This is a genomic window from Pantoea sp. FN0305 (assembly GCF_050113845.1).
GTDB classification, from domain to species: Bacteria; Pseudomonadota; Gammaproteobacteria; order Enterobacterales; family Enterobacteriaceae; genus Mixta; species Mixta alhagi.
Map to the genome: position 1 here is coordinate 191,508 of NZ_JBNJSN010000002.1, position 20,407 is coordinate 211,914.

The following is a 20,407-nucleotide window of genomic DNA, read 5'->3' on the forward strand; positions in this document are numbered from 1 at the left end:
GAGGCTTCTGTGGATCGTGAGCCGGGGAACGACCGACTCACGCTGTCTGTCCGAGCCTATTTTCAGCAATCGAGTGGGCGACGCATCGCCCTGTTTTCATTGTAATTAATTCAACGCTTTGTCATTTGGCGTTTTAAACAGCGTTTTCATGTCTTCAGAAAGCGCAAAGTTCATATTGAGGTTTTTCGGTGGGATAGGCTGTTTAAACCAGGTATCAAACCACTTTTCTGCCTGACCGGAGGTTTGCGCCTTCGCAATGGTTTCATCGACCAGCGCTTTAAACGCCGGATCGTCTTTGCGCAGCATACAGCCGTAAGCCTCTTTCGACTGCGGCGTGCCGACAATTTCCCAGTTATCCGGCTTTTTGGCTTTGGCGCGTTCACCCGCCAGCAGGGCGTCATCCATCATAAAGGCCACGGCGCGGCCGGTTTCCAGCGTGCGGAAGGAGTCACCGTGATCTTTGGCGCTGATAATGCGCATCTCCAGTTTTTTCTCATCGTTCAGCTTATGCAGCAACACCTCTGAAGTGGTGCCCGATGTCACAACCACGGTTTTGCCTTTCAGATCGGTGAAGTCTTTAATCGGGCTGCCTTTTTTAACCAGCAGGCGCGTACCGATAATAAAGACCGTATTGGAGAAGGCGGCCTGTTTCTGGCGCTCCAGGTTATTAGTGGTGGAGCCGCACTCGAAATCGTAGGTGCCGTTTTGCAGCAGAGGGATGCGGTTTTGCGACGTCACCGGCAACATTTTGACCTGCAGATCGGGTTTATTCAGTTTGGTCTTAATGGCATCGACGATGGCGTTAGAATAATCCTGAGAGTAACCCACCACTTTCTGTTGGTTATCGTAATATGAAAAGGGAACGGAAGACTCACGATGCCCGACAACAATCACGCCGTTATCATTAATTTTTTTCAGCGTGCCGGTGAGTTCTTCGGCCTGGGCTGCGCCTGCTGCTGCACTGAGCAACAGCAGAGACAGTGCAACTTTGCGCATCTGCATGTTCCAACTCCTTCATGTTTTTGGCACCTAATTCAGGGACCGAGATAGGTTATTAATGCCTGCCGCTTTTCTTTTGGTTCCAGAACGGGTTCTGAATAATTCTTAACATAGCGGAATGTTAACGTAATGAAACAGAAAAGTTTGTTTTTTGCGAAGTCCGCCGCACCAAATCAATGCATTTCTGCTGCTCTGCGCCAAAGGGGAGCGCTGGCTGACCCTGCATGGTGCAAAAGCTGACGGCCCGTTGGCGTGAGCGCGGAAAGCACGGTTTCGCTATCAAACTAATGCAAAGCCTGTGCCAGTGAAGGTATGAAAAAAAGATGTCGGTTTGATGAAACAAGAGCAGAGGGGAAAACAGGCGAAGCATGGGCTTCGCCTGGAAAGTTAGCGGCGAGAGCGGCGCGCCGTAAAAATTGCAGCCAGAGTAAACAGCAGCGTTATCAACCAGACGGTAAGATTGCCGGTGCGTGCGTAAGGCGTCAGACCGGTTGTCGGCGTGACCTTCGCTTCCAGTACCTGACGAGTAAACTGCGGAATAATGTGCTGCACTTCGCCATCGGCGCCAACAACGGCGGTTACACCGTTATTGGTGCTGCGTAATAGCGGACGGCCAAGCTCCAGCGCGCGCATGCGCGCCATCTGGAAGTGTTGCCACGGGCCGATAGAGTGACCAAACCAGGCATCATTCGAGACCGTTAGCAGAAAATCGGTTTGCGCAGTGAAGTTATCCCTGACCTGCTGGCCCAGCACAATTTCATAGCAGATAGCCGTGGTCAGATTATAGCCCGCCACCTGTAGCTGAGGCTGTAGATAGTTGCCACGGCTGAAAGAGGACATTGGCAAATCAAAGAAGGGAGCCAGCGGACGCAGTAACGACTCCAGCGGCACAAATTCACCAAAAGGCACCAGATGATTTTTCTGGTAGCGATTGCCGCCGTAATAGTTGTAGGGCTCTTTTCCGCCCAGCACGATCACCGAGTTATAGTCGTGATAGCGGTTGCCTTCCAGGCGTGAATCCACGATGCCGGTAATCAGCGTACTGCCACCCGCCTGCAGGGCATCATCAAGCTGGTGTAAAAATGGCTGCTGGTTTACTTCCAGATCGGAAACGGCGGATTCCGGCCAGATGATAATCGGCGCTTTGCCCATATAGTGACGCACGCTGTCGCTGTAAATGCGCAGCGTATTACGCAGCTGTTCCGGATCCCATTTCAGCGACTGCGCAATGTTTCCCTGCACCAGCGCAACGTTTACCGCTCGCGCTGGCTGCGCCTGATACCAGCTAATATAACGCAACGGCCAGGGCAGCAGCAGCAGCGCCAGCGCCGCCAGCGCTGGCCACAGACGTCGCTGCATTAATGCGTAAACTGCCAGCCCGGCGATAATCATTAGCAGGAAGGTGACACCTTCCACGCCCGCCAGCGGAGCCAGCCCTTTTAGCGGACCGTCAATCTGACTGTAGCCGAACTGCAGCCACGGAAAACCGGTCAGGATCCAGCCGCGCAAGAACTCACTGACCTGCCAGGCAACCGGCGCCAGTAATACCAGCCTTAACAGGCTCGCTTGTGGACCAAGACGATTCACCACTGCGGCAAATAGTAGCGGATAGAGCGCCAGATAAGCAGCCAGCAGAATAACCAACAGAACATTGACCGGGCCAGGCATGCCGCCAAAAGTGGCGATGCTGACGTATACCCAGTTTATGCCGCTGCCGAACAGGCCAAAGCCCCAGGCGAAGCCGATAGCGGCAGCCTGCGGCGTGGTGCGTTGTAAGGTCAGCGCCTGTAAGCCGATCAGTGAAAGCAGCGCGGCAGGCCAGAAATCATACGGGGAAAAAGCCAGGGTGCCGACGGCGCCGGCACCTAAAGCCAGCAGCAGGCGAACCTGCTGACGGGCGTAAACAGAGGCAATAGCCATAAATGTGTTATTCATCCAGAATCAGGCAATAGCCCTACAAAGCGTTATTCATCCAGCACAGGCAGTGGAGCATTTTCCGGTATCCTTACATGCACCTGAATGATACGACGGCTGTCCGCCATCGCGACTTTAAACTGATAGCCTTCAATGTCGATGCTTTCACCACGCGCCGGCAGATGACCAAACGCCTGCATCACCAGACCACCAATAGTATCGACCTCTTCATCGCTGAACTGCGTGGCAAAGGCTTCATTGAAGTCTTCAATCGGCGTCAGCGCACGAATGGTATAGGCGTGACGACTAAGCTGACGAATATCACGATCTTCTTCATCATCATATTCATCTTCAATTTCACCCACTATCAGCTCAAGAATATCTTCAATGGTCACCAGGCCGGAAACACCGCCAAACTCATCGATCACGATCGCCATATGGTAGCGCTGAGAACGAAACTCTTTCAGCATGCGGTCCACGCGCTTACTTTCCGGCACGACAACGGCTGGACGCAGCACCTTTTCCATGCTGAACGGCTCTGATCCACTGCTCATAAACGGCAGTAAATCTTTTGCCATCAGGATCCCTTCGACATGATCTTTATCTTCGCTAATCACCGGGAAGCGGGAATGGGCAGACTCAACAATGACCTGCAGACACTCTTCCAGGCTTTGATTGCGCTTCAGCGTAATCATTTGCGAGCGGGGGATCATGATATCGCGGACGCGCTGCTCAGCGATATCCATGACGCCTTCCAGCATGTCACGCGTATCCTGATCGATCAGTTCGTTCTGTTCGGAATCACGAATGAGTTCCAACAGTTCTTCACGGTTTTTAGGCTCACCATGAAAAAGCTGGTTGAGAATGAGGGAAAAAAAGCCCTTTTTACTACTGGGACTGTCGCTGTTTTGTGAATGGTCGTCGCTCATGGCGTTCTGGTATGGGTCTCTCTTTATGAGGATCGGCCTGCCAGCCTTTGCCGGCAGGATTTAACAACAGGCAGCCTTTACGGCGCCTCTTTCTCCGAAATGTACGGATCGGGATAACCAAGAGCAAGCATTATCTCGGTCTCCAGCGATTCCATCTCTTCGGCTTCATCATCTTCGATATGATCGTAACCCAGCAAGTGCAGGGTGCCATGAATAACCATGTGCGCCCAGTGCGCCTCCAGCGCTTTCTCTTGCTCGGCGGCTTCCTGCTCGACAACCTGACGGCAAATCACCAGATCGCCCAGCAGCGGTAACTCTATGCCGGGTGGCGCTTCAAAAGGAAAAGAGAGCACGTTAGTCGGCTTATCCTTTCCGCGCCAGGTCAGGTTAAGATCGTGGCTTTCCGCTTCGTCCACTACGCGAATAGTGACTTCGCTTTCGGGCTGAAACTGTAGCAGCACCGCTTCCAGCCAGCGACGGAAATCCGTTTCGGCCGGCAGGCCGCTGGCCTGTTCGCAAGCCAACTGTAAATCGAGAATAACCTGACTCATTTCTGTTCCTGTGCAGCTGCCTGCGCTTCGCGCTTACGTTCTTCGGCCAGTTTATCACGACGCTTCTGATCGGCCTCTTCCCAGGCCTCATAGGCCGTTACGATACGGGCAACAACCGGATGACGCACCACGTCTTCGCTGTGGAAGAAGTTAAAGCTGATCTCTTCGACGTTTGACAGCACCTCGATCGCATGGCGCAGACCTGATTTGGCGTTGCGCGGCAGGTCGATCTGGGTAATGTCGCCGGTAATAACCGCTTTGGAGTTAAAACCGATACGGGTCAGAAACATCTTCATCTGCTCAATGGTGGTGTTCTGACTTTCGTCGAGAATGATAAACGCATCATTCAGGGTACGGCCACGCATATAAGCCAGCGGGGCAACCTCAATCACGTTACGCTCTATCAGCTTTTCTACGCGCTCAAAGCCCAGCATTTCGAACAGCGCGTCATAAAGCGGGCGCAGATAGGGATCGACCTTCTGGCTTAAATCACCGGGCAGAAAGCCCAGCTTTTCACCCGCTTCGACGGCCGGACGCGTCAGCAGAATACGGCGTATTTCCTGGCGCTCCAGGGCATCAACCGCAGCAGCCACCGCCAGATAGGTTTTACCCGTACCCGCAGGGCCTACACCGAAGGTGATGTCATGGTCGAGGATGTTAGCAATATACTGCGCCTGATTCGGCGTACGTGGCTTAATAACGCCGCGTTTGGTTTTGATATTTACCGCTTTGCCATATTCAGGCACGCTTTCCGCCGTCTGCTCCAGCACGCGGCTCTCTTTAATCGCCAGATGAATCTGTTCCGGCTCGATGTCCGGGATAACGCCGCGTACCGGCGCGGTATCCACATACAGAGTACGCAGGATATCCACAGCGGCATTCACGCAGAGCGCGCGTCCAACCAGCTTAAAGCTGTGATCGCGATGGCTGATCTCAATGCCCAGCCGACGCTCCAGCTGCTTCACGTTATCGTCAAACGGACCACACAGGCTCTGCAACCGGTTGTTATCAGCAGGTTCTAATTCTATTTCGCGTGTTTCGATATTCAAACTAATCCTTTGGGTCGCTCAGGGCCAGGTTGATAATTAACAGGGACTTGCCGCCTGAGATACAGGCGAACCATAGCAGAAGTATTTATGGCATGACCAAAAGGCGCAAGCTGTAAAGCCGATATTTGGGCGTTGCTTTCAGAAAGCAAGTGCAATGAGGTGAAATTGTGCGGTGGGCAAGCGCTGCCCACCGTTGAATGACATCATATCAGGGTTGGAAAATGGCCACGCCAATTTCATTTTCTTTACGGGTACGCGCAATGACGGAAGCCGGGCTTTCTGCAACGCGCAGGCCCATCTCTTGCTCGGTACGAACCACCACGCCACGCAGAGAATTAGTATAGACGTCCACGATTTCCACATCGACGAACTTGCCGATCATCTCCGGCGTGCCTTCAAAGTTCACCACGCGGTTGTTTTCCGTACGGCCTGAAAGCTCCATCACATTTTTACGTGATGGCCCTTCAACCAGGATGCGCTGCACGGTGCCCATCATGCGACGGCTCCATGCCATCGCCTGCTGGTTAATGCGATCCTGCAGAATATAGAGACGCTGCTTTTTCTCTTCTTCGCTGACATCGTCCGGCAGATCGGCAGCCGGCGTGCCGGGACGCGCAGAATAGATAAAGCTGAAGCTCATATCGAAGTTAACGTCGGCGATCAGCTTCATGGTTTTTTCAAAGTCTTCCTGTGTTTCGCCAGGGAAGCCGATGATAAAGTCAGAGCTGATTTGAATATTCGGACGCGCTTCCCGCAGCTTGCGGATAATCGCTTTATATTCCAGCGCCGTATGGGCACGCTTCATCAGGGTCAGGATACGGTCAGCACCGCTCTGCACCGGCAGATGCAGGAAGCTCACCAGTTCCGGCGTATCGCGGTAAACCTCGATAATATCGTCGGTGAATTCGATCGGATGGCTGGTGGTAAAGCGAATGCGATCGATACCGTCAATCGCCGCCACCAGACGCAGCAGTTCGGCAAAAGAACAGATGCCGCCATCGAAAGCAGGGCCGCGATAAGCGTTAACGTTCTGGCCCAGCAGGTTCACTTCACGAACGCCCTGAGCAGCGAGCTGGGCAATTTCCAGCAGAATATCATCGCAGGGACGGCTGACTTCCTCACCGCGCGTATAAGGCACCACGCAGAAAGTACAGTATTTGTTGCAGCCTTCCATAATGGAAACAAACGCCGTCGGACCTTCAGCGCGCGGCTCCGGCAGGCGGTCAAATTTCTCAATTTCCGGGAAGCTGATATCCACCACCGGGCTTTTCGAGCCGCGCACGGTATTGATCATTTCCGGCAGGCGATGCAGGGTTTGCGGGCCGAAGACAATATCGACATAGCTGGCGCGCTGACGAATATGGTCACCTTCCTGCGAGGCGACGCAGCCACCCACGCCAATAATCAGTTCAGGATTACGCTCTTTCAGCGTCTTCCAGCGGCCCAGCTGATGAAAGACTTTCTCCTGTGCCTTTTCGCGGATAGAGCAGGTATTAAGCAGCAGAATATCAGCTTCTTCCGCCACTTCCGTGAGGGTATAGCCGTGCGTACTCTCCAGCAGGTCGGCCATTTTAGATGAATCGTATTCGTTCATCTGACAGCCCCAGGTTTTGATATGCAGTTTTTTACTCATCTAACGTGCCATTTATCAGTGCAGGAAGGATTGCAGGGCGCGTATTGTAATGCTTTGCTGCTGTTGTGACCAGTGTATCGGCTTTTCTGTTTTTCGCAGGATTTCCGGTACACTTTAACTTAACGGGCTCGCGGACCTGTCGCCGCGAGACGGCAGGGCACAAAAGGATAAATTTATGCATCAAACGCAATTCGATGTCGTCGTGGTTGGCGGAGGTATGGTTGGCGCGGCGCTGGCAAGTGGGCTGGCGCAGCAGGGCTTTCAGGTTGCCGTACTGGAGCGAGACGTTCCGGCGGCTTTCGATCCTGACGCGCCGCCAGATATTCGCATTTCCGCCATCGGCTGCGCCTCGGTGGATTTACTCAAACAGCTGGAAGTCTGGCCGGCCGTACAGCAAATGCGCTGTGCGCCCTATCGTAAGCTGGAAACCTGGGAATGGCAGACGGCGCGCGTACAGTTTGATGCCGCAAGTCTTGGTCTGCCAGAGTTGGGTTACATGGTGGAGAATTCGGTATTGCAGCTGGCGCTGTGGCAGCGTCTGCAACAGCAGCCGGTTAGCCTGTTCGCGCCAGCAAAATTGAGTGCCTTGCAGCAGCATAACGGCGGCTGGCAGCTGGTGCTGGAAGATGGCCAGACGCTTACGGCCCGGCTGGTGATCGGTGCCGATGGGGCGAACTCTCAGGTGCGCCAGCTTACCGGTATTGGCATTCAGGGCTGGAACTATAGCCAGTCCTGTATGCTGATAAGCGTGGAGTTGGATCATGCGGCAGGCGATACCACCTGGCAACATTTCACGCCAGAGGGGCCTCATGCGTTGCTGCCGCTGTTTGATCGCTGGGCGTCGCTGGTCTGGTATGACAGCCCGGCCCGCATTCGCCAGCTGCAGACGCTGTCGCCAGAACAGTTGCAAAAAGAGGTAGAACGCTGTTTCCCGTCGCGTCTGGGGCGTTTTCGCGTGCAGCAGGCTGCCTCTTTCCCGTTAGTGCGTCGTCACGCCAATCGTTATGTGCAGCCGGGGCTGGCGCTGGTAGGTGATGCGGCGCATACCATCAATCCGCTGGCCGGGCAGGGGGTAAATCTGGGCTACCGCGACGTTGATGCGCTGATTGAGGTGTTAACCACGGCTCGCAACCAGGCGGAAGAGTGGTCTTCAGAGCGGGTCTTGCTGCGTTATCAACGTCAGCGCCAGAAAGATAATTTGCTGATGCAGAGCGGTATGGATCTCTTCTATTTTGCCTTCAGCAACCGCCTGCCACCGCTGCGCGTGCTGCGTAATGTGGGATTGATGGCGGCAGAACATGCTGGCGTGCTGAAACGTCAGGCGCTGCGTTACGCGCTGGGATTGTAAACGAGGCGGGCGGAAGGCAGCGCCCGTTGAAATACCAGATACGCAGACGCAAAAAAGCCCGCAGAAGCGGGCTTTTTACACTGTTTGGCTGGGGTGCAGGGATTCGAACCCCGGAATGCCGGAATCAGAATCCGGTGCCTTACCGCTTGGCGACACCCCAATAAAATGGGATAAACAGTTTTTAATTGGCTGGGGTACGAGGATTCGAACCTCGGAATGCCGGAATCAGAATCCGGTGCCTTACCGCTTGGCGATACCCCAATAAAATGGTGGCTACGACGGGAATCGAACCTGTGACCCCAGCATTATGAGTGCTGTGCTCTAACCAGCTGAGCTACGTAGCCAAATTTTATTGCTTTCTGATGTGGCTGGGATACCTGGATTCGAACCAGGGAATGCCGGTATCAAAAACCGGTGCCTTACCGCTTGGCGATATCCCAAGATCCGATTACGCATCAGTTTCACATCAGAAATATGGCTGGGGTACCTGGATTCGAACCAGGGAATGCCGGTATCAAAAACCGGTGCCTTACCGCTTGGCGATACCCCATCCGCTAAACCGATGACTGAAATGGTGCGGGAGGCGAGACTTGAACTCGCACACCTTGCGGCGCCAGAACCTAAATCTGGTGCGTCTACCAATTTCGCCACTCCCGCAAAAAGATGGTGGCTACGACGGGAATCGAACCTGTGACCCCAGCATTATGAGTGCTGTGCTCTAACCAGCTGAGCTACGTAGCCATCTTTTTTCGCGCTACCTTCATCGGCGTTGCGGGGCGCATTATGCGTATTGCACTCAAGAGCGTCAACAAGTTTTTTGTCGTTTTTTACCATTCGCACACTGTTTGACTGGCTTGTAACCAGCATGATGATAAAAACGACAATTTTTGATCGTAACACCGCCAGATGCAATAAAAAACGGGCCGCGCAGGCCCGTTTTAGCAGTGATGTGAGATCGCTTATTTATAGGCGGACTGGTGTACGCCAACAGCGCGCCCAGACGGATCGTCCATGCTTTTAAAGGCTTCATCCCACTCAATGGCTTTAGCAGAAGAGCAGGCCACAGACGGACCGCCTGGAATACACTCTGCCGCGCTGGGTAGCGGGAACAGCTCTTCGAAGATCTCGCGGTAGAGATAGGCTTCTTTTGATGTTGGCGTGTTGTACGGGAAGCGATAGCGCGCGGTTTCCAGCTGCTGAGCGCTTACCTGCTGTGCGGCGACTTCTTTCAACGTATCAATCCAGCTGTAGCCTACGCCGTCAGAGAACTGCTCTTTCTGACGCCAGGCCACGCTTTCCGGCAGGTAAGAAGAGAAGCATTCACGCAGAATATGTTTTTCCATTTTGCCGTTGCTGCCGCACATTTTATCCTGTGGGTTGATGCGCATCGCCACGTCGAGGAACTTTTTATCGAGGAAGGGCACACGCGCTTCCACACCCCATGCGGACATCGCCTTATTGGCACGCGCACAGTCATACATGTGCAGCGCCAGCAGCTTACGGACGTTTTCCTCATGGAACTCTTTCGCGTTTGGTGCCTTATGGAAGTAGAGATAGCCGCCAAACACTTCATCGGCACCTTCGCCAGAGAGCACCATTTTAATGCCCATCGCTTTAATCTTACGTGACATCAGGTACATCGGCGTAGAGGCGCGGATGGTGGTGACATCATACGTTTCAATGTGATAGATCACATCGCGAATCGCATCCAGACCTTCCTGCACGGTAAAGTGAATTTCATGATGCACCGTACCCAGGTGATCGGCGACGGAACGGGCCGCTTTCAGATCGGGCGAGCCTTCCAGACCAACGGCGAAAGAGTGCAGCTGCGGCCACCAGGCATCGCTCTTATCCTGATCTTCCACGCGTTTTGCCGCAAAGCGTTTGGTGATCGCTGAAATAATGGACGAATCCAGACCGCCTGAAAGCAGCACGCCGTAAGGCACATCAGACATCAGATGACCTTTTACTGACTCTTCCAGCGCATTTTTCAGCGCGGTTGCATCGGTAGAGTTGTTGGCGACGCTGTCATATTCCATCCAGTCACGCTGGTAATAACGACGAATTTCGCCGTCGGTGCTAGAGAGATAGCTTCCCGGCGGGAATTCTTTAATGGTGCGGCATACCGGCACCAGCGCTTTCATCTCTGAAGCCACAAACAGGTTGCCATGCTCATCGTTGCCCATATAGAGCGGGATAATTCCGATATGATCGCGGCCAATCAGCCAGCTTTTCTTTTCGCTATCGTAAAGGATGAAGGCGAACATGCCCTGCAGGTCGTCCAGGAAATCAACGCCCTTCTCCTGATAAAGCGCCAGGATCACTTCGCAGTCGGAGCCGGTCTGAAACGCATAGCGATCGCTCAGCTCTGCGCGCAGCGCCTGGTGGTTGTAGATTTCACCGTTAACGGCCAGAACGTGGGTATGGGCTGCGTTGTACAGGGGCTGCGCGCCGTTGTTAACGTCAACAATCGACAAACGTTCATGCGCCAGAATGGCATGATCGTCAGCATAGACACCGGACCAGTCCGGGCCGCGATGACGCATCAGGCGTGAAAGTTCTAACGCTTTTTTACGCAGTTCTGAAGCGTCGCTTTTCAGATCGAGTACACCGAAGATTGAACACATAACCTACTCCTGATCTCACCTAAACGGTGATGTTTTCATTAAGTGATGTTGGATAAGCAACGCCTGTCGTTGCGTGATGTATAAGAAAATGCGCTATCTGGTACATGCAATGCAAGCGATTTCCCTTTTTCTTGATAAAAAGGTTGTTGTCAGGCGTCGGATATTAGATTTTATCTAATAAAAAGCGCTGAAAATTGTGGATTCATCAAAAAAGATGCTCCGATGAGCAAAAAACATCCGTGCGGGCGCAACGCAAAAAAAAAGCCAGCCGTGAAAGGCTGGCGTTAGCGGTTATTCTTCCAGCAGATGCTGGAGCAGGGCACCATTCAGCATGGCGCGTTTGGCCAGCGCGAAAGCGCCAATGGCGGAACGATGATCCAACTCCGAGCGCACGACCGGTAAATTTTTACGAAACGCCTTTAACGTTTGCGCATTGATACAGCTTTCAATAGCCGGGAACAGCACCTTTTCCGCTTCGGTGATCTCGCCAGCCAGCACGATTTTTTGTGGATTAAACAAATTAATCGCAATCGCGATCGCTTTACCTAAATAGCGCCCGGCATGCTCAATCACTTCCGTCGCCAGCCTGTCACCGCGATTGGCTGCTTTGCAGATAGCGTGAATCGTACAATCATCCAGCGTTAACGTACTGGGGTAATCTTGCTGCAACAGACGACGCACGCGATTTTCCAGCGCGCCGTTGGCGGCAATGGTCTCCAGACAGCCAAAGTTGCCGCAGTGGCAGCGCTCGCCCAGCGGATCCACCTGAATATGACCTATCTCCCCTACGTTGCCGTTGCTGCCAAGGAAAATATGACCGTTAGTGATGATGCCCGCCCCGGTGCCGCGATGTAAGCGCACCAAAATAGAATCTGCGCAGTCGCGACTTGCACCGAAATAGTGTTCCGCCAGCGCCAGGCTGCGAATGTCATGACCAACAAAGCTGGTAACGTGAAAACGCTGTTTAAGATTGGCGACCAGCGGCCAGTTATTGACCGTGATATGTGGCATATAACGGATGATGCCACTATGGGGATCCACCAGGCCCGGCAAAATAACAGAGATGGCAATCAGCTCACGCAGCTTACGCTGATGAGCGGCAATAAAGTGATCGATGGCATTGAAAAGCGCATGCTCCAGCGTCTCCTGGGTGCGCTCAGGCAGCGGGTAATGCTCCTCCGCCAGCGACTTACCGCTCAGGTCGTAGAGCGTGAGCGTGGCGTCGTTACGCCCAAGGCGCACGCCGATGGTATGAAAGCCTCGCGTTTCGGTAACGATCGAAATAGCGCGACGACCGCCGGTAGAGGCCTGCTGATCGACCTCTTTTATCAGACCGCGCTCAATAAGCTGGCGGGTAATTTTTGTGACGCTGGCTGGCGCAAGCTGGCTATGCTCCGCAATCTGAATACGGGAAATCGGACCCATCTGATCGATAAGACGGTAAACCGCTGCGCTGTTTAACTGCTTTACGAGATCGACATTTCCTATTTGTGCCTGGCCGCCAGTGGTCATCAATGATTACTCGCTAAAGACTTCGTTACCGTTAACGATAGTCTTGATAATGTGATAATCGCGTGTGAAAACAGCCAGGTTTGCTACTTTTCCAGCTTCAATAGAGCCTAACTGTTTATCCACGCCCATTGCACGGGCTGGATAAAGCGTTGCCATACGCAAGGTTTCATCCAGTGAAATGCCGACATGTTCAACGCAGTTCTCTACTGCTTCGATCATCGTTAGCGCCGATCCGCTCAGTGTCCCGTTTTCGTCAACACACAGCCCGTTTCGATAGTATATTGTTTTACCGGCAAAAATGAACCGGTCAATGGCTGCACCGGCCGGCGCGGTGGCATCAGTAACCAGTACCAGCTTATCGCCTTTGATGCGTTTTGCGTTGCGCACGTTAGCGTAGTGAACATGCAGGCCGTCGGCAATAATGCCGCAGTAAACTTCTGGCGTATCCAGCAGTGCGCCAATCAAACCAGGTTCGCGACCGGTTGTTACCGGCATGGCGTTATATAAATGGGTGGCAAAGCTGATACCGGCGGCAAAACCGCTACGCGCTTCATCATAGGTAGCATGAGAGTGCCCGGCGGAAACAATAATGCCAGCATCATGTAATTGACGGATCACTTCGGTGCCCGCCATTTCTGGCGCCAGGGTAACTTTGGTAATCACATCGGCGTTATCGCACAGGAATTTCACCAGTGCCGCATCGGGTTTACGGATTAACTCTGCGTGGTGGGTGCCTTTTTTCGCCACGTTCAGCCACGGGCCTTCAAGATGCAGGCCGAGCGCCTGATGGGAATGCAGTTTCAGCCAGCTACGCATCACCTCGACCGCCCGCACCATCAGCTCATCGCTGCTGGTAATCAGGGTAGGAAGAAAGCTGGTGCAGCCTGACTTTTCATTCGCTTTTTGCATAATAGCCAGGGTTTCCACGCTAATCGCATCAATATCATCATTAAACTGGACGCCGCCGCAGCCATTTAGCTGAACGTCAATAAAGCCGGGAGCAATAATTGCACCGCCCACATCACGCTGTTCGCATTCCGCTGGCAGCTCATTGTGAGGGCAGACACGTTCAATCAGGTCGTTATTAATAATAACAGCGTGATTATCCAGGATCTCATGGCCGGTAAACACGCGACCATTTACTAAAGCGTACATAATATTCTCCCGACTCAAGGCGGCATCTGTCCGGCAGGTTAACCGGACAGGGGGTTAAATCCAGTGATTATAAATTCTGCATATTTTCCGCTTCCATTTCGCGGAAATACTTGACCGTTTTTACCTTCAGCTCCATGGTGGAAGGCTCATCGCAAACCACTACTGCTTTGGGATGAAGCTGCAGACAGCTGATCGTCCACATATGATTAACGTTGCCTTCGACTGCTGCCTGTAGCGCCTGCGCCTTCACATGGCCGGTCACCAGAATCATCACTTCTTCAGCATCCAGCAGCGTGCCAACGCCCACCGTTAAGGCATACTTAGGTACCTGATTCACATCGCCATCGAAAAAGCGTGAGTTAGCGACGCGGGTATCATGCGTCAGCGTTTTGATGCGAGTACGGGATGCCAGCGAAGACGCAGGTTCGTTAAAGGCGATATGACCGTCATTGCCTACGCCGCCCATAAACAGGTGGATTTTTCCATAAGCACGAATTTTTTCTTCATACTGGCGACATTCTGCGTCAATATCCGCCGCATTTCCATTAAGAAGATTGATGTTTTCTCGCGGAATATCAACGTGATCGAAAAAATTACGATACATAAAGCTGTGGTAGCTTTCAGGATGTTCTTTCGGCAGGCCGACATATTCATCCATATTGAAGGTGACGACGTTCTGAAAGCTAACCTGGCCCGCTTTGTGCATTTCAATTAAATGTTTATAGGCTTCCAGCGGCGTACCACCGGTGGGCAGACCAAGTACAAAAGGGCGTTCGCGCGTGGGTTTAAAGGCGTTAATACGGTTTACGATATGACGAGCGGCCCATTTACCTACCTGGGAAGCATTTGCCAGGGGAATTAGTCTCATAGTTGACCTCGTTTAAGGAGTATTATTCAAACCGGTTAATGGACGGTAAAGCCACCTAATCTAAGCGTATTTTGATGTGTTAACACTTACCGTAAAGGAGATCGCCGTCCGGATATTTTTAATCATAAAATAAGTAGGGGGAGATAACCAGCGCTATGCAACCTTCAATCAAGTTTATGGTGACAACTGTCACATACGGAGCGGTTTTAATTTGCGAAGCGAATTAAATTCTTTTTACACTGCATAGCATGCTGTACTTTCGTTAGGTTATCTGAGGGATGTGATAATAAAAGTAACAGCTTCAGACGCCTTTTTTGATTCTCACAGGGGGAAAGAGTGAATATTCTTAGTTATTTGCAAAAGGTGGGCCGGGCGCTGATGGTGCCTGTTGCTACGCTACCCGCCGCCGCAATTTTAATGGGCGTCGGTTACTGGCTCGATCCCGATAGTTGGGGAGCGGGTAACGCACTGGCCGCGCTGCTGATTAAATCGGGCGGCGCGATTATCGAACATATGCCTGCGCTGTTTGCCGTGGGTATTGCTTATGGCATGTCGAAAGATAAAGACGGCGCCGCGGCGCTATCGGGCTTTGTAGGCTTTCTGGTCGTGACCACGCTCTGTTCTCCAGCGGCAGTGGCGATGATTCAGAAAATGCCGCTGGAGCAAGTGCCAGCCGCATTCGGCAAAATTGATAACCAGTTTGTCGGTATTCTGGTGGGTATTCTCTCTGCTGAAGTTTATAACCGCTTCAGCCACGTAGAACTGCCGAAAGCGCTCTCCTTCTTTAGCGGACGCAGGCTGGTGCCCATTTTGGTCTCCTTCCTGATGATCCTGATCGCCTTTATTCTGATGTATGTCTGGCCGCTTATTTTCAACGCGCTGGTCACTTTTGGCGAACATATTCAAAAACTGGGTTCTGCTGGCGCCGGCGTTTATGCCTTCTTTAACCGCCTGCTGATTCCGGTCGGTCTGCATCATGCGCTGAACTCTGTTTTCTGGTTTGACGTGGCGGGCATCAACGATATCCCTAATTTCCTCGGCGGCGCGCAGTCCATTGCCAGCGGTAAAGGGATTGTTGGCGTAACGGGGCAATATCAGGCGGGCTTCTTCCCGATCATGATGTTTGGTCTGCCGGGCGCTGCGCTGGCGATTTATCAGTGCGCGCATCCGGAAAATCGCGCCAAAGTAGGCGGCATTATGATCGCCGCAGCGTTTGCGGCTTTCTTTACCGGTATTACCGAGCCGCTGGAATTCTCCTTTATGTTTGTGGCACCGGTGCTTTACTTTATCCACGCGGTCCTGACCGGTATTTCAGTGTTTATCGCTGCGAGCATGCACTGGATTTCCGGTTTCGGCTTCAGCGCTGGGCTGGTGGATATGGCGCTGCAATCGCGCAATCCGCTGGCAACCCAGTGGTATATGCTGATCCCGCAGGGGCTGGTGTTCTTTGTTATCTATTATCTGGTGTTCCGTTTTACCATCAAACGCTTCAACCTGCTGACTCCGGGTCGTGAACTGGCGGTTTCCGGTGATGAGACGGATGGCTACGATGTAAATGTTGAAAATAACCTGCAGGGCGAAACGGAAACCGAATCCCTGGCGCGTCGCTATATTAGCGCGGTAGGTGGTTCAGCTAACCTGACGCATATTGATGCCTGTATTACGCGTCTGCGTCTGAATGTAAAAGACAGCGCAGCGCTGAACGAACAGCTGGCGAAGCGTTTAGGCGCATCCGGCGTGATCCGTCTGAACAAGCAGAGCGTACAAATTATTGTCGGCACCCAGGCGGAATCCATCGCCTCAGCAATGAAAAACGTCCTGGCAAAAGGACCGGTAGCGGCATCCGGTGGCGCAGCGCCACTTATCGCCGCTGAGCCTGCAGTAAAAGCGGCTCCGGCAAGCGCTCAGCAAACTATTGCCACCCTGGTCGCGCCGGTAAGCGGTGAAATTGTGCCGATTGATCAGGTGCCTGATGAAGCTTTCGCCAGCAAAGCCGTGGGTGATGGCGTAGCAATCAAACCTACCGGTAAAACAGTGGTAGCGCCGATTGCCGGAACGGTAGTGAAAATCTTTAACACCAATCATGCATTCTGCCTGGAAACGGCAAATGGCGTGGAAATCGTGGTGCATATGGGGCTGGATACCGTGGCGTTAGCGGGTAAAGGCTTTACGCGACTGGTGGAAGAGGGCGCAACCGTAAGCGCCGGTCAGCCGGTGCTGGAAATGGATCTCGATTTCCTTAATGCCAACGCCCGCTCCATGATCAGCCCGGTGGTGGTGAGCAATATCGACGACTTCACCGGAATGACATCGCTGGCCACCGGAACGGTGATTGCAGGCGAAAGCAAACTGTACGAAATCCAGAAATAACGCGCCTCTGCGTTAAACCTCTTCAGGCAGGAAGCGATTCCTGCCTTTTTTCTGTCTCAGCGCTAACAAACGGTTGTTTCCCTTGCACGCTTTGTGGATCATATCCGTTATTTCATGGTTATAACGACCAGACATTTCGTGTTGAGGATACAGTGATGAGTGAGGCTGAAGCCCGCCCAACTAATTTTATTCGTCAGATCATCGACGAAGATTTGGCGAGCGGCAAGCACAGCAGTGTGCATACCCGTTTTCCACCGGAACCAAATGGCTATTTGCATATTGGTCACGCAAAATCTATCTGCCTGAACTTTGGCATCGCGCAAGATTATCAGGGCGAGTGTAACCTGCGTTTTGACGATACCAACCCGGTAAAAGAAGATATCGAGTATGTCGAGTCAATCAAGCGTGACGTGCAATGGTTGGGTTTCCAGTGGAGTGGTGAAGTTCGTTACTCCTCCAACTATTTTGACCAGCTTTATCACTACGCCATTGAGCTGATCAACAAAGGTCTGGCTTATGTCGATGAATTGTCGCCGGAACAGATCCGCGAATATCGCGGCACGCTGACCTCGCCGGGTAAAAACAGCCCATACCGCGATCGCAGCGTAGAAGAAAACCTGGCGCTATTTGAGAAAATGCGCAACGGTGAATTTGCTGAAGGCACCGCCTGCCTGCGCGCTAAAATCGATATGGCATCCAACTTTATCGTCATGCGCGATCCGGTGCTGTATCGCGTGAAATTTGCCGAGCATCATCAGACCGGCAACAAGTGGTGCATCTATCCGATGTACGATTTCACCCACTGCATTTCCGATGCGCTGGAAGGGATCACCCATTCGCTTTGTACGCTGGAGTTCCAGGATAACCGCCGTCTGTATGACTGGGTGCTGGATAACATCACCATCCCGGTACATCCGCGTCAGTACGAATTCTCTCGCCTGAATCTTGAATACGCCATTATGTCCAAGCGTAAGCTGAACCTGCTGGTCACAGAGAAAGTGGTGGAAGGCTGGGACGATCCGCGCATGCTTACCGTTTCTGGTCTGCGCCGCCGTGGTTATACCGCTGCGTCTATCCGCGAATTCTGCCGCCGCATTGGCGTGACCAAGCAGGATAACATCGTGGAGATGGCGGCGCTGGAATCCTGTATTCGTGACGATCTGAACGAAAATGCGCCGCGCGCAATGGCAGTGCTCGATCCGGTGAAAGTGGTGATTGAGAACCTGCCCGCCGGTCATGAAGAGATCATCAGCATGCCAAATCATCCGAATAAGCCGGAGATGGGCACGCGTTCAGTGCCTTTTAGCCGTGAAGTCTGGATCGATCGCGCTGATTTCCGTGAGGAAGCGAACAAGCAGTATAAACGTCTGGTGCTGGGTAAAGAGGTGCGTCTGCGCAATGCCTACGTTATCCGTGCCGAGCGTATCGCGAAAGATGAAGAGGGTAATATTACCTGCATTTTCTGCACCTGCGATGTTGATACGCTGAGCAAAGATCCGGCGGATGGCCGTAAAGTGAAAGGCGTTATCCACTGGGTATCGGCAGAACATGCGGCACCGGCCGAGTTCCGTCTTTACGATCGTCTGTTTAGCGTGCCGAATCCGGGCGCGGCGGAAGATTTCCTGGCGACCATTAACCCGGAATCGCTGGTGATTAAGCATGGCTTTGTCGAGCCAGGCCTGAAGCAGGCTGAAGCCACCTCGCCTTACCAGTTTGAACGCGAAGGCTATTTCTGTGCCGACAGTGTTTATTCCAGTCCGCAGCATCTGGTATTTAACCGTACCGTTGGCCTGCGTGACACCTGGGCTAAAAGCGGCGAGTAAGACGTTTCAATAATCAAAGGCGGCTTAGTGAGCCGCCTTTTTTTTGCTTGTTGCAACCCTGGCAGCGCATTGAGCCGTTTTTTATGACATGTACTAGTTCATGAGTTCACTATCGGGTAGAATATCTTCCTTAATGGCCTCTCAGCCAGACAGAGTGCCAACTGAACATTAAATGAACAAATATCATTCTAAGGACATGTTATGGAAACAGCGGTTTCCGCCAGCAAGCTTCCCTCAATACTATGGGGCACGCTGATCATTACCGGTACGATAGTCGGAGCCGGTATGTTTTCGCTGCCGGTAGTGATGTCCGGTGCCTGGTTTAGCTGGTCATCAGCTATTTTATTATTTACCTGGCTCTGCATGCTGCTGTCCGGGCTGATGTTTCTGGAGACGAGCCTGCACTATCCGGGCGGGGCGGGCTTCGATACGCTGACGCGCGATCTGCTGGGCCAGCGCTGGAACCTGCTTAACGGTGCGTCCATCCTCTTTGTGCTGGGTATTTTGACCTATGCCTATATTTCAGCCAGCGGCGCTATTTTGCAGCATACCTTTGCTATGCTGGCGATGCCGGTTTCTGCCAGAGCGGCGGGACTGGGTTTTACACTGTTGGTGGCGCTGTTTGTCTGGCTGGGGACGGTCGCAGTCAGCCGCGTTACGCTGATCTTTCTGGGCGCGAAAGTTATTACTTTCTTTCTGCTGTTCGGTGGCCTGCTTGGACATGTTAAGCCGGCGTTGCTGTTTGATACCAACGCAACGGAAAGCCATTATCTTCGCTATGGCTGGATGGTGATTCCTTTTTGCCTGGCCTCGTTTGGTTACCACGGCAATATTTCCGGACTGCTCGGCTATTACCAAGGCAATGGTAAAAAAGTGGCGCGCTGCTTATTGCTGGGAACCCTGGCGGCGCTGATGATCTATCTGGTCTGGATTATTGGCACCATGGGGAATATTCCACGCACGGACTTTATTGCGATAGCCCAACGCGGCGGCAATATCGATGCACTGGTTGACGCGTTAGGTAATCTACTGCAAAACGCCTCGCTTAGCGTACTGCTCACTATTTTTTCAACTTTCGCCGTTGCCAGCTCATTTCTTGGGGTTACGCTGGGGCTGTTTGATTATCTGGCCGATTTGCTGAAAATGGATAAGGGTGCGACAGGGCGGTTAAAAACCACGTTGATCACATTTGTTGTGCCGCTTTCCGCAGCGTTAATCTGGCCGAATGGTTTTCTGGTGGCGATTGGCTATGCCGGGCTGGCCGCCACTGTTTGGGCGGTTATCACACCGGCGCTGTTGGTCTGGCGTGCCAGACAACGCTTTCCGCAACCCCAGGGCTGGCGTTTAAAAGGCGGTAATCTGCCGGTGCTGCTGGTGCTGTTGTTTGCCGTTCTGAATATCGTGGTGTCGTTACTGAGCTACGCTGATTTACTTCCGGTCTACGCCCGCTAAATTTATTCTCAGGACGTTTTATTTACCGTCCTGAGAATAAGCATCACGTTTGTATTTATTTATCAGATTAATTACTGTGAAATAAATTATTTAATTATCGCTATTTTTAAGGCTATTTTCCGCTATTGACCATCCCTTTATCAGGCAGGGAAAGTCGCCTGAATATAATGATGTTTT

Annotated in this window: 14 protein-coding genes and 7 tRNA genes; 4 read left to right on the forward strand and 17 right to left on the reverse strand. The window is 52.6% G+C overall.

All coding sequences use genetic code 11. The annotated features are described in order from the left end of the window. Window positions 1-105: 105 nt before the first annotated feature. The 6 genes from ACQE3Y_RS04960 to miaB form a co-directional block, all read right to left on the reverse strand. Window positions 106-1,002: an amino acid ABC transporter substrate-binding protein gene (locus ACQE3Y_RS04960; protein ID WP_426981001.1), complete on the reverse strand. Its 897-nt coding sequence runs from the start codon at window positions 1,000-1,002 to the stop codon at window positions 106-108. A gap of 384 nt (window positions 1,003-1,386) precedes the next feature. After that, the gene (lnt, locus tag ACQE3Y_RS04965) at window positions 1,387-2,919 is read right to left on the reverse strand and encodes an apolipoprotein N-acyltransferase (protein ID WP_426981186.1); all 1,533 of its coding nucleotides are present in this window, start codon (window positions 2,917-2,919) and stop codon (window positions 1,387-1,389) included. Window positions 2,920-2,963: 44 nt separating this feature from the next. After that, a complete protein-coding gene (corC, locus tag ACQE3Y_RS04970; RefSeq protein ID WP_085067620.1) occupies window positions 2,964-3,842 on the reverse strand; it encodes a CNNM family magnesium/cobalt transport protein CorC in 879 nt (292 codons plus the stop codon). 77 nt (window positions 3,843-3,919) lie between these two features. Beyond that, the gene (gene ybeY / locus ACQE3Y_RS04975) at window positions 3,920-4,393 is read right to left on the reverse strand and encodes an rRNA maturation RNase YbeY (RefSeq protein ID WP_250652106.1); all 474 of its coding nucleotides are present in this window, start codon (window positions 4,391-4,393) and stop codon (window positions 3,920-3,922) included. Then, window positions 4,390-5,442, reverse strand: a complete 1,053-nt coding sequence (locus ACQE3Y_RS04980) for a PhoH family protein (protein ID WP_426974094.1) — start codon at window positions 5,440-5,442, stop codon at window positions 4,390-4,392. The genes ybeY and ACQE3Y_RS04980 overlap by 4 nt, the downstream gene beginning before the upstream one ends. A gap of 208 nt (window positions 5,443-5,650) precedes the next feature. Next, a complete protein-coding gene (gene miaB, locus ACQE3Y_RS04985) occupies window positions 5,651-7,075 on the reverse strand; it encodes a tRNA (N6-isopentenyl adenosine(37)-C2)-methylthiotransferase MiaB (RefSeq protein ID WP_426974095.1) in 1,425 nt (474 codons plus the stop codon). Between the two features lie 175 nt (window positions 7,076-7,250). On the opposite strand from miaB, the gene ubiF reads away from it, so the two are divergent. Continuing rightward, the gene (gene ubiF / locus ACQE3Y_RS04990; RefSeq protein WP_085067616.1) at window positions 7,251-8,423 is read left to right on the forward strand and encodes a 3-demethoxyubiquinol 3-hydroxylase; all 1,173 of its coding nucleotides are present in this window, start codon (window positions 7,251-7,253) and stop codon (window positions 8,421-8,423) included. Window positions 8,424-8,508: 85 nt separating this feature from the next. On the opposite strand, the gene ACQE3Y_RS04995 is transcribed toward ubiF, so the two are convergent. The 11 genes from ACQE3Y_RS04995 to nagB form a co-directional block, all read right to left on the reverse strand. Next, window positions 8,509-8,583, reverse strand: a tRNA-Gln gene (locus ACQE3Y_RS04995). 26 nt (window positions 8,584-8,609) lie between these two features. Continuing rightward, window positions 8,610-8,684: transfer RNA gene (locus tag ACQE3Y_RS05000), tRNA-Gln, on the reverse strand. Between the two features lie 6 nt (window positions 8,685-8,690). Further along, window positions 8,691-8,767 (reverse strand) — tRNA-Met (locus ACQE3Y_RS05005). A 21-nt stretch (window positions 8,768-8,788) separates the two neighbouring features. Then, window positions 8,789-8,863: transfer RNA gene (locus tag ACQE3Y_RS05010), tRNA-Gln, on the reverse strand. Between the two features lie 35 nt (window positions 8,864-8,898). Further along, a tRNA-Gln gene (locus ACQE3Y_RS05015) sits at window positions 8,899-8,973 on the reverse strand. A 22-nt stretch (window positions 8,974-8,995) separates the two neighbouring features. After that, a tRNA-Leu gene (locus ACQE3Y_RS05020) sits at window positions 8,996-9,080 on the reverse strand. Window positions 9,081-9,087: 7 nt separating this feature from the next. Then, window positions 9,088-9,164: transfer RNA gene (locus ACQE3Y_RS05025), tRNA-Met, on the reverse strand. Window positions 9,165-9,382: 218 nt separating this feature from the next. Then, window positions 9,383-11,050 carry an asparagine synthase B gene (asnB, locus tag ACQE3Y_RS05030; RefSeq protein ID WP_085067615.1) on the reverse strand — a complete coding sequence of 556 codons (1,668 nt, stop codon included), beginning with the start codon at window positions 11,048-11,050 and terminating at the stop codon, window positions 9,383-9,385. Window positions 11,051-11,341: 291 nt separating this feature from the next. Beyond that, window positions 11,342-12,562 carry a DNA-binding transcriptional regulator NagC gene (nagC, locus tag ACQE3Y_RS05035; RefSeq protein WP_085067614.1) on the reverse strand — a complete coding sequence of 407 codons (1,221 nt, stop codon included), beginning with the start codon at window positions 12,560-12,562 and terminating at the stop codon, window positions 11,342-11,344. 6 nt (window positions 12,563-12,568) lie between these two features. Continuing rightward, on the reverse strand, window positions 12,569-13,717 hold the full coding sequence (nagA, locus tag ACQE3Y_RS05040; protein ID WP_426981002.1) for an N-acetylglucosamine-6-phosphate deacetylase: 1,149 nt from the start codon (window positions 13,715-13,717) through the stop codon (window positions 12,569-12,571). Window positions 13,718-13,784: 67 nt separating this feature from the next. Further along, window positions 13,785-14,585: a glucosamine-6-phosphate deaminase gene (gene nagB, locus ACQE3Y_RS05045; RefSeq protein ID WP_085067612.1), complete on the reverse strand. Its 801-nt coding sequence runs from the start codon at window positions 14,583-14,585 to the stop codon at window positions 13,785-13,787. A 342-nt stretch (window positions 14,586-14,927) separates the two neighbouring features. Here nagB and nagE point away from each other — a divergent pair, with 342 nt between their 5' ends. The 3 genes from nagE (at window position 14,928) to mtr (ending at window position 20,230) form a co-directional block, all read left to right on the forward strand. After that, window positions 14,928-16,955, forward strand: coding sequence for an N-acetylglucosamine-specific PTS transporter subunit IIBC (nagE, locus tag ACQE3Y_RS05050; protein WP_426974367.1), 2,028 nt, complete (start codon window positions 14,928-14,930; stop codon window positions 16,953-16,955). Between the two features lie 155 nt (window positions 16,956-17,110). Continuing rightward, window positions 17,111-18,778, forward strand: coding sequence for a glutamine--tRNA ligase (gene glnS / locus ACQE3Y_RS05055; protein ID WP_250652112.1), 1,668 nt, complete (start codon window positions 17,111-17,113; stop codon window positions 18,776-18,778). Window positions 18,779-18,979: 201 nt separating this feature from the next. Next, window positions 18,980-20,230 carry a tryptophan permease gene (gene mtr / locus ACQE3Y_RS05060; RefSeq protein WP_426981003.1) on the forward strand — a complete coding sequence of 417 codons (1,251 nt, stop codon included), beginning with the start codon at window positions 18,980-18,982 and terminating at the stop codon, window positions 20,228-20,230. The last annotated feature ends 177 nt before the right edge of the window (window positions 20,231-20,407 follow it).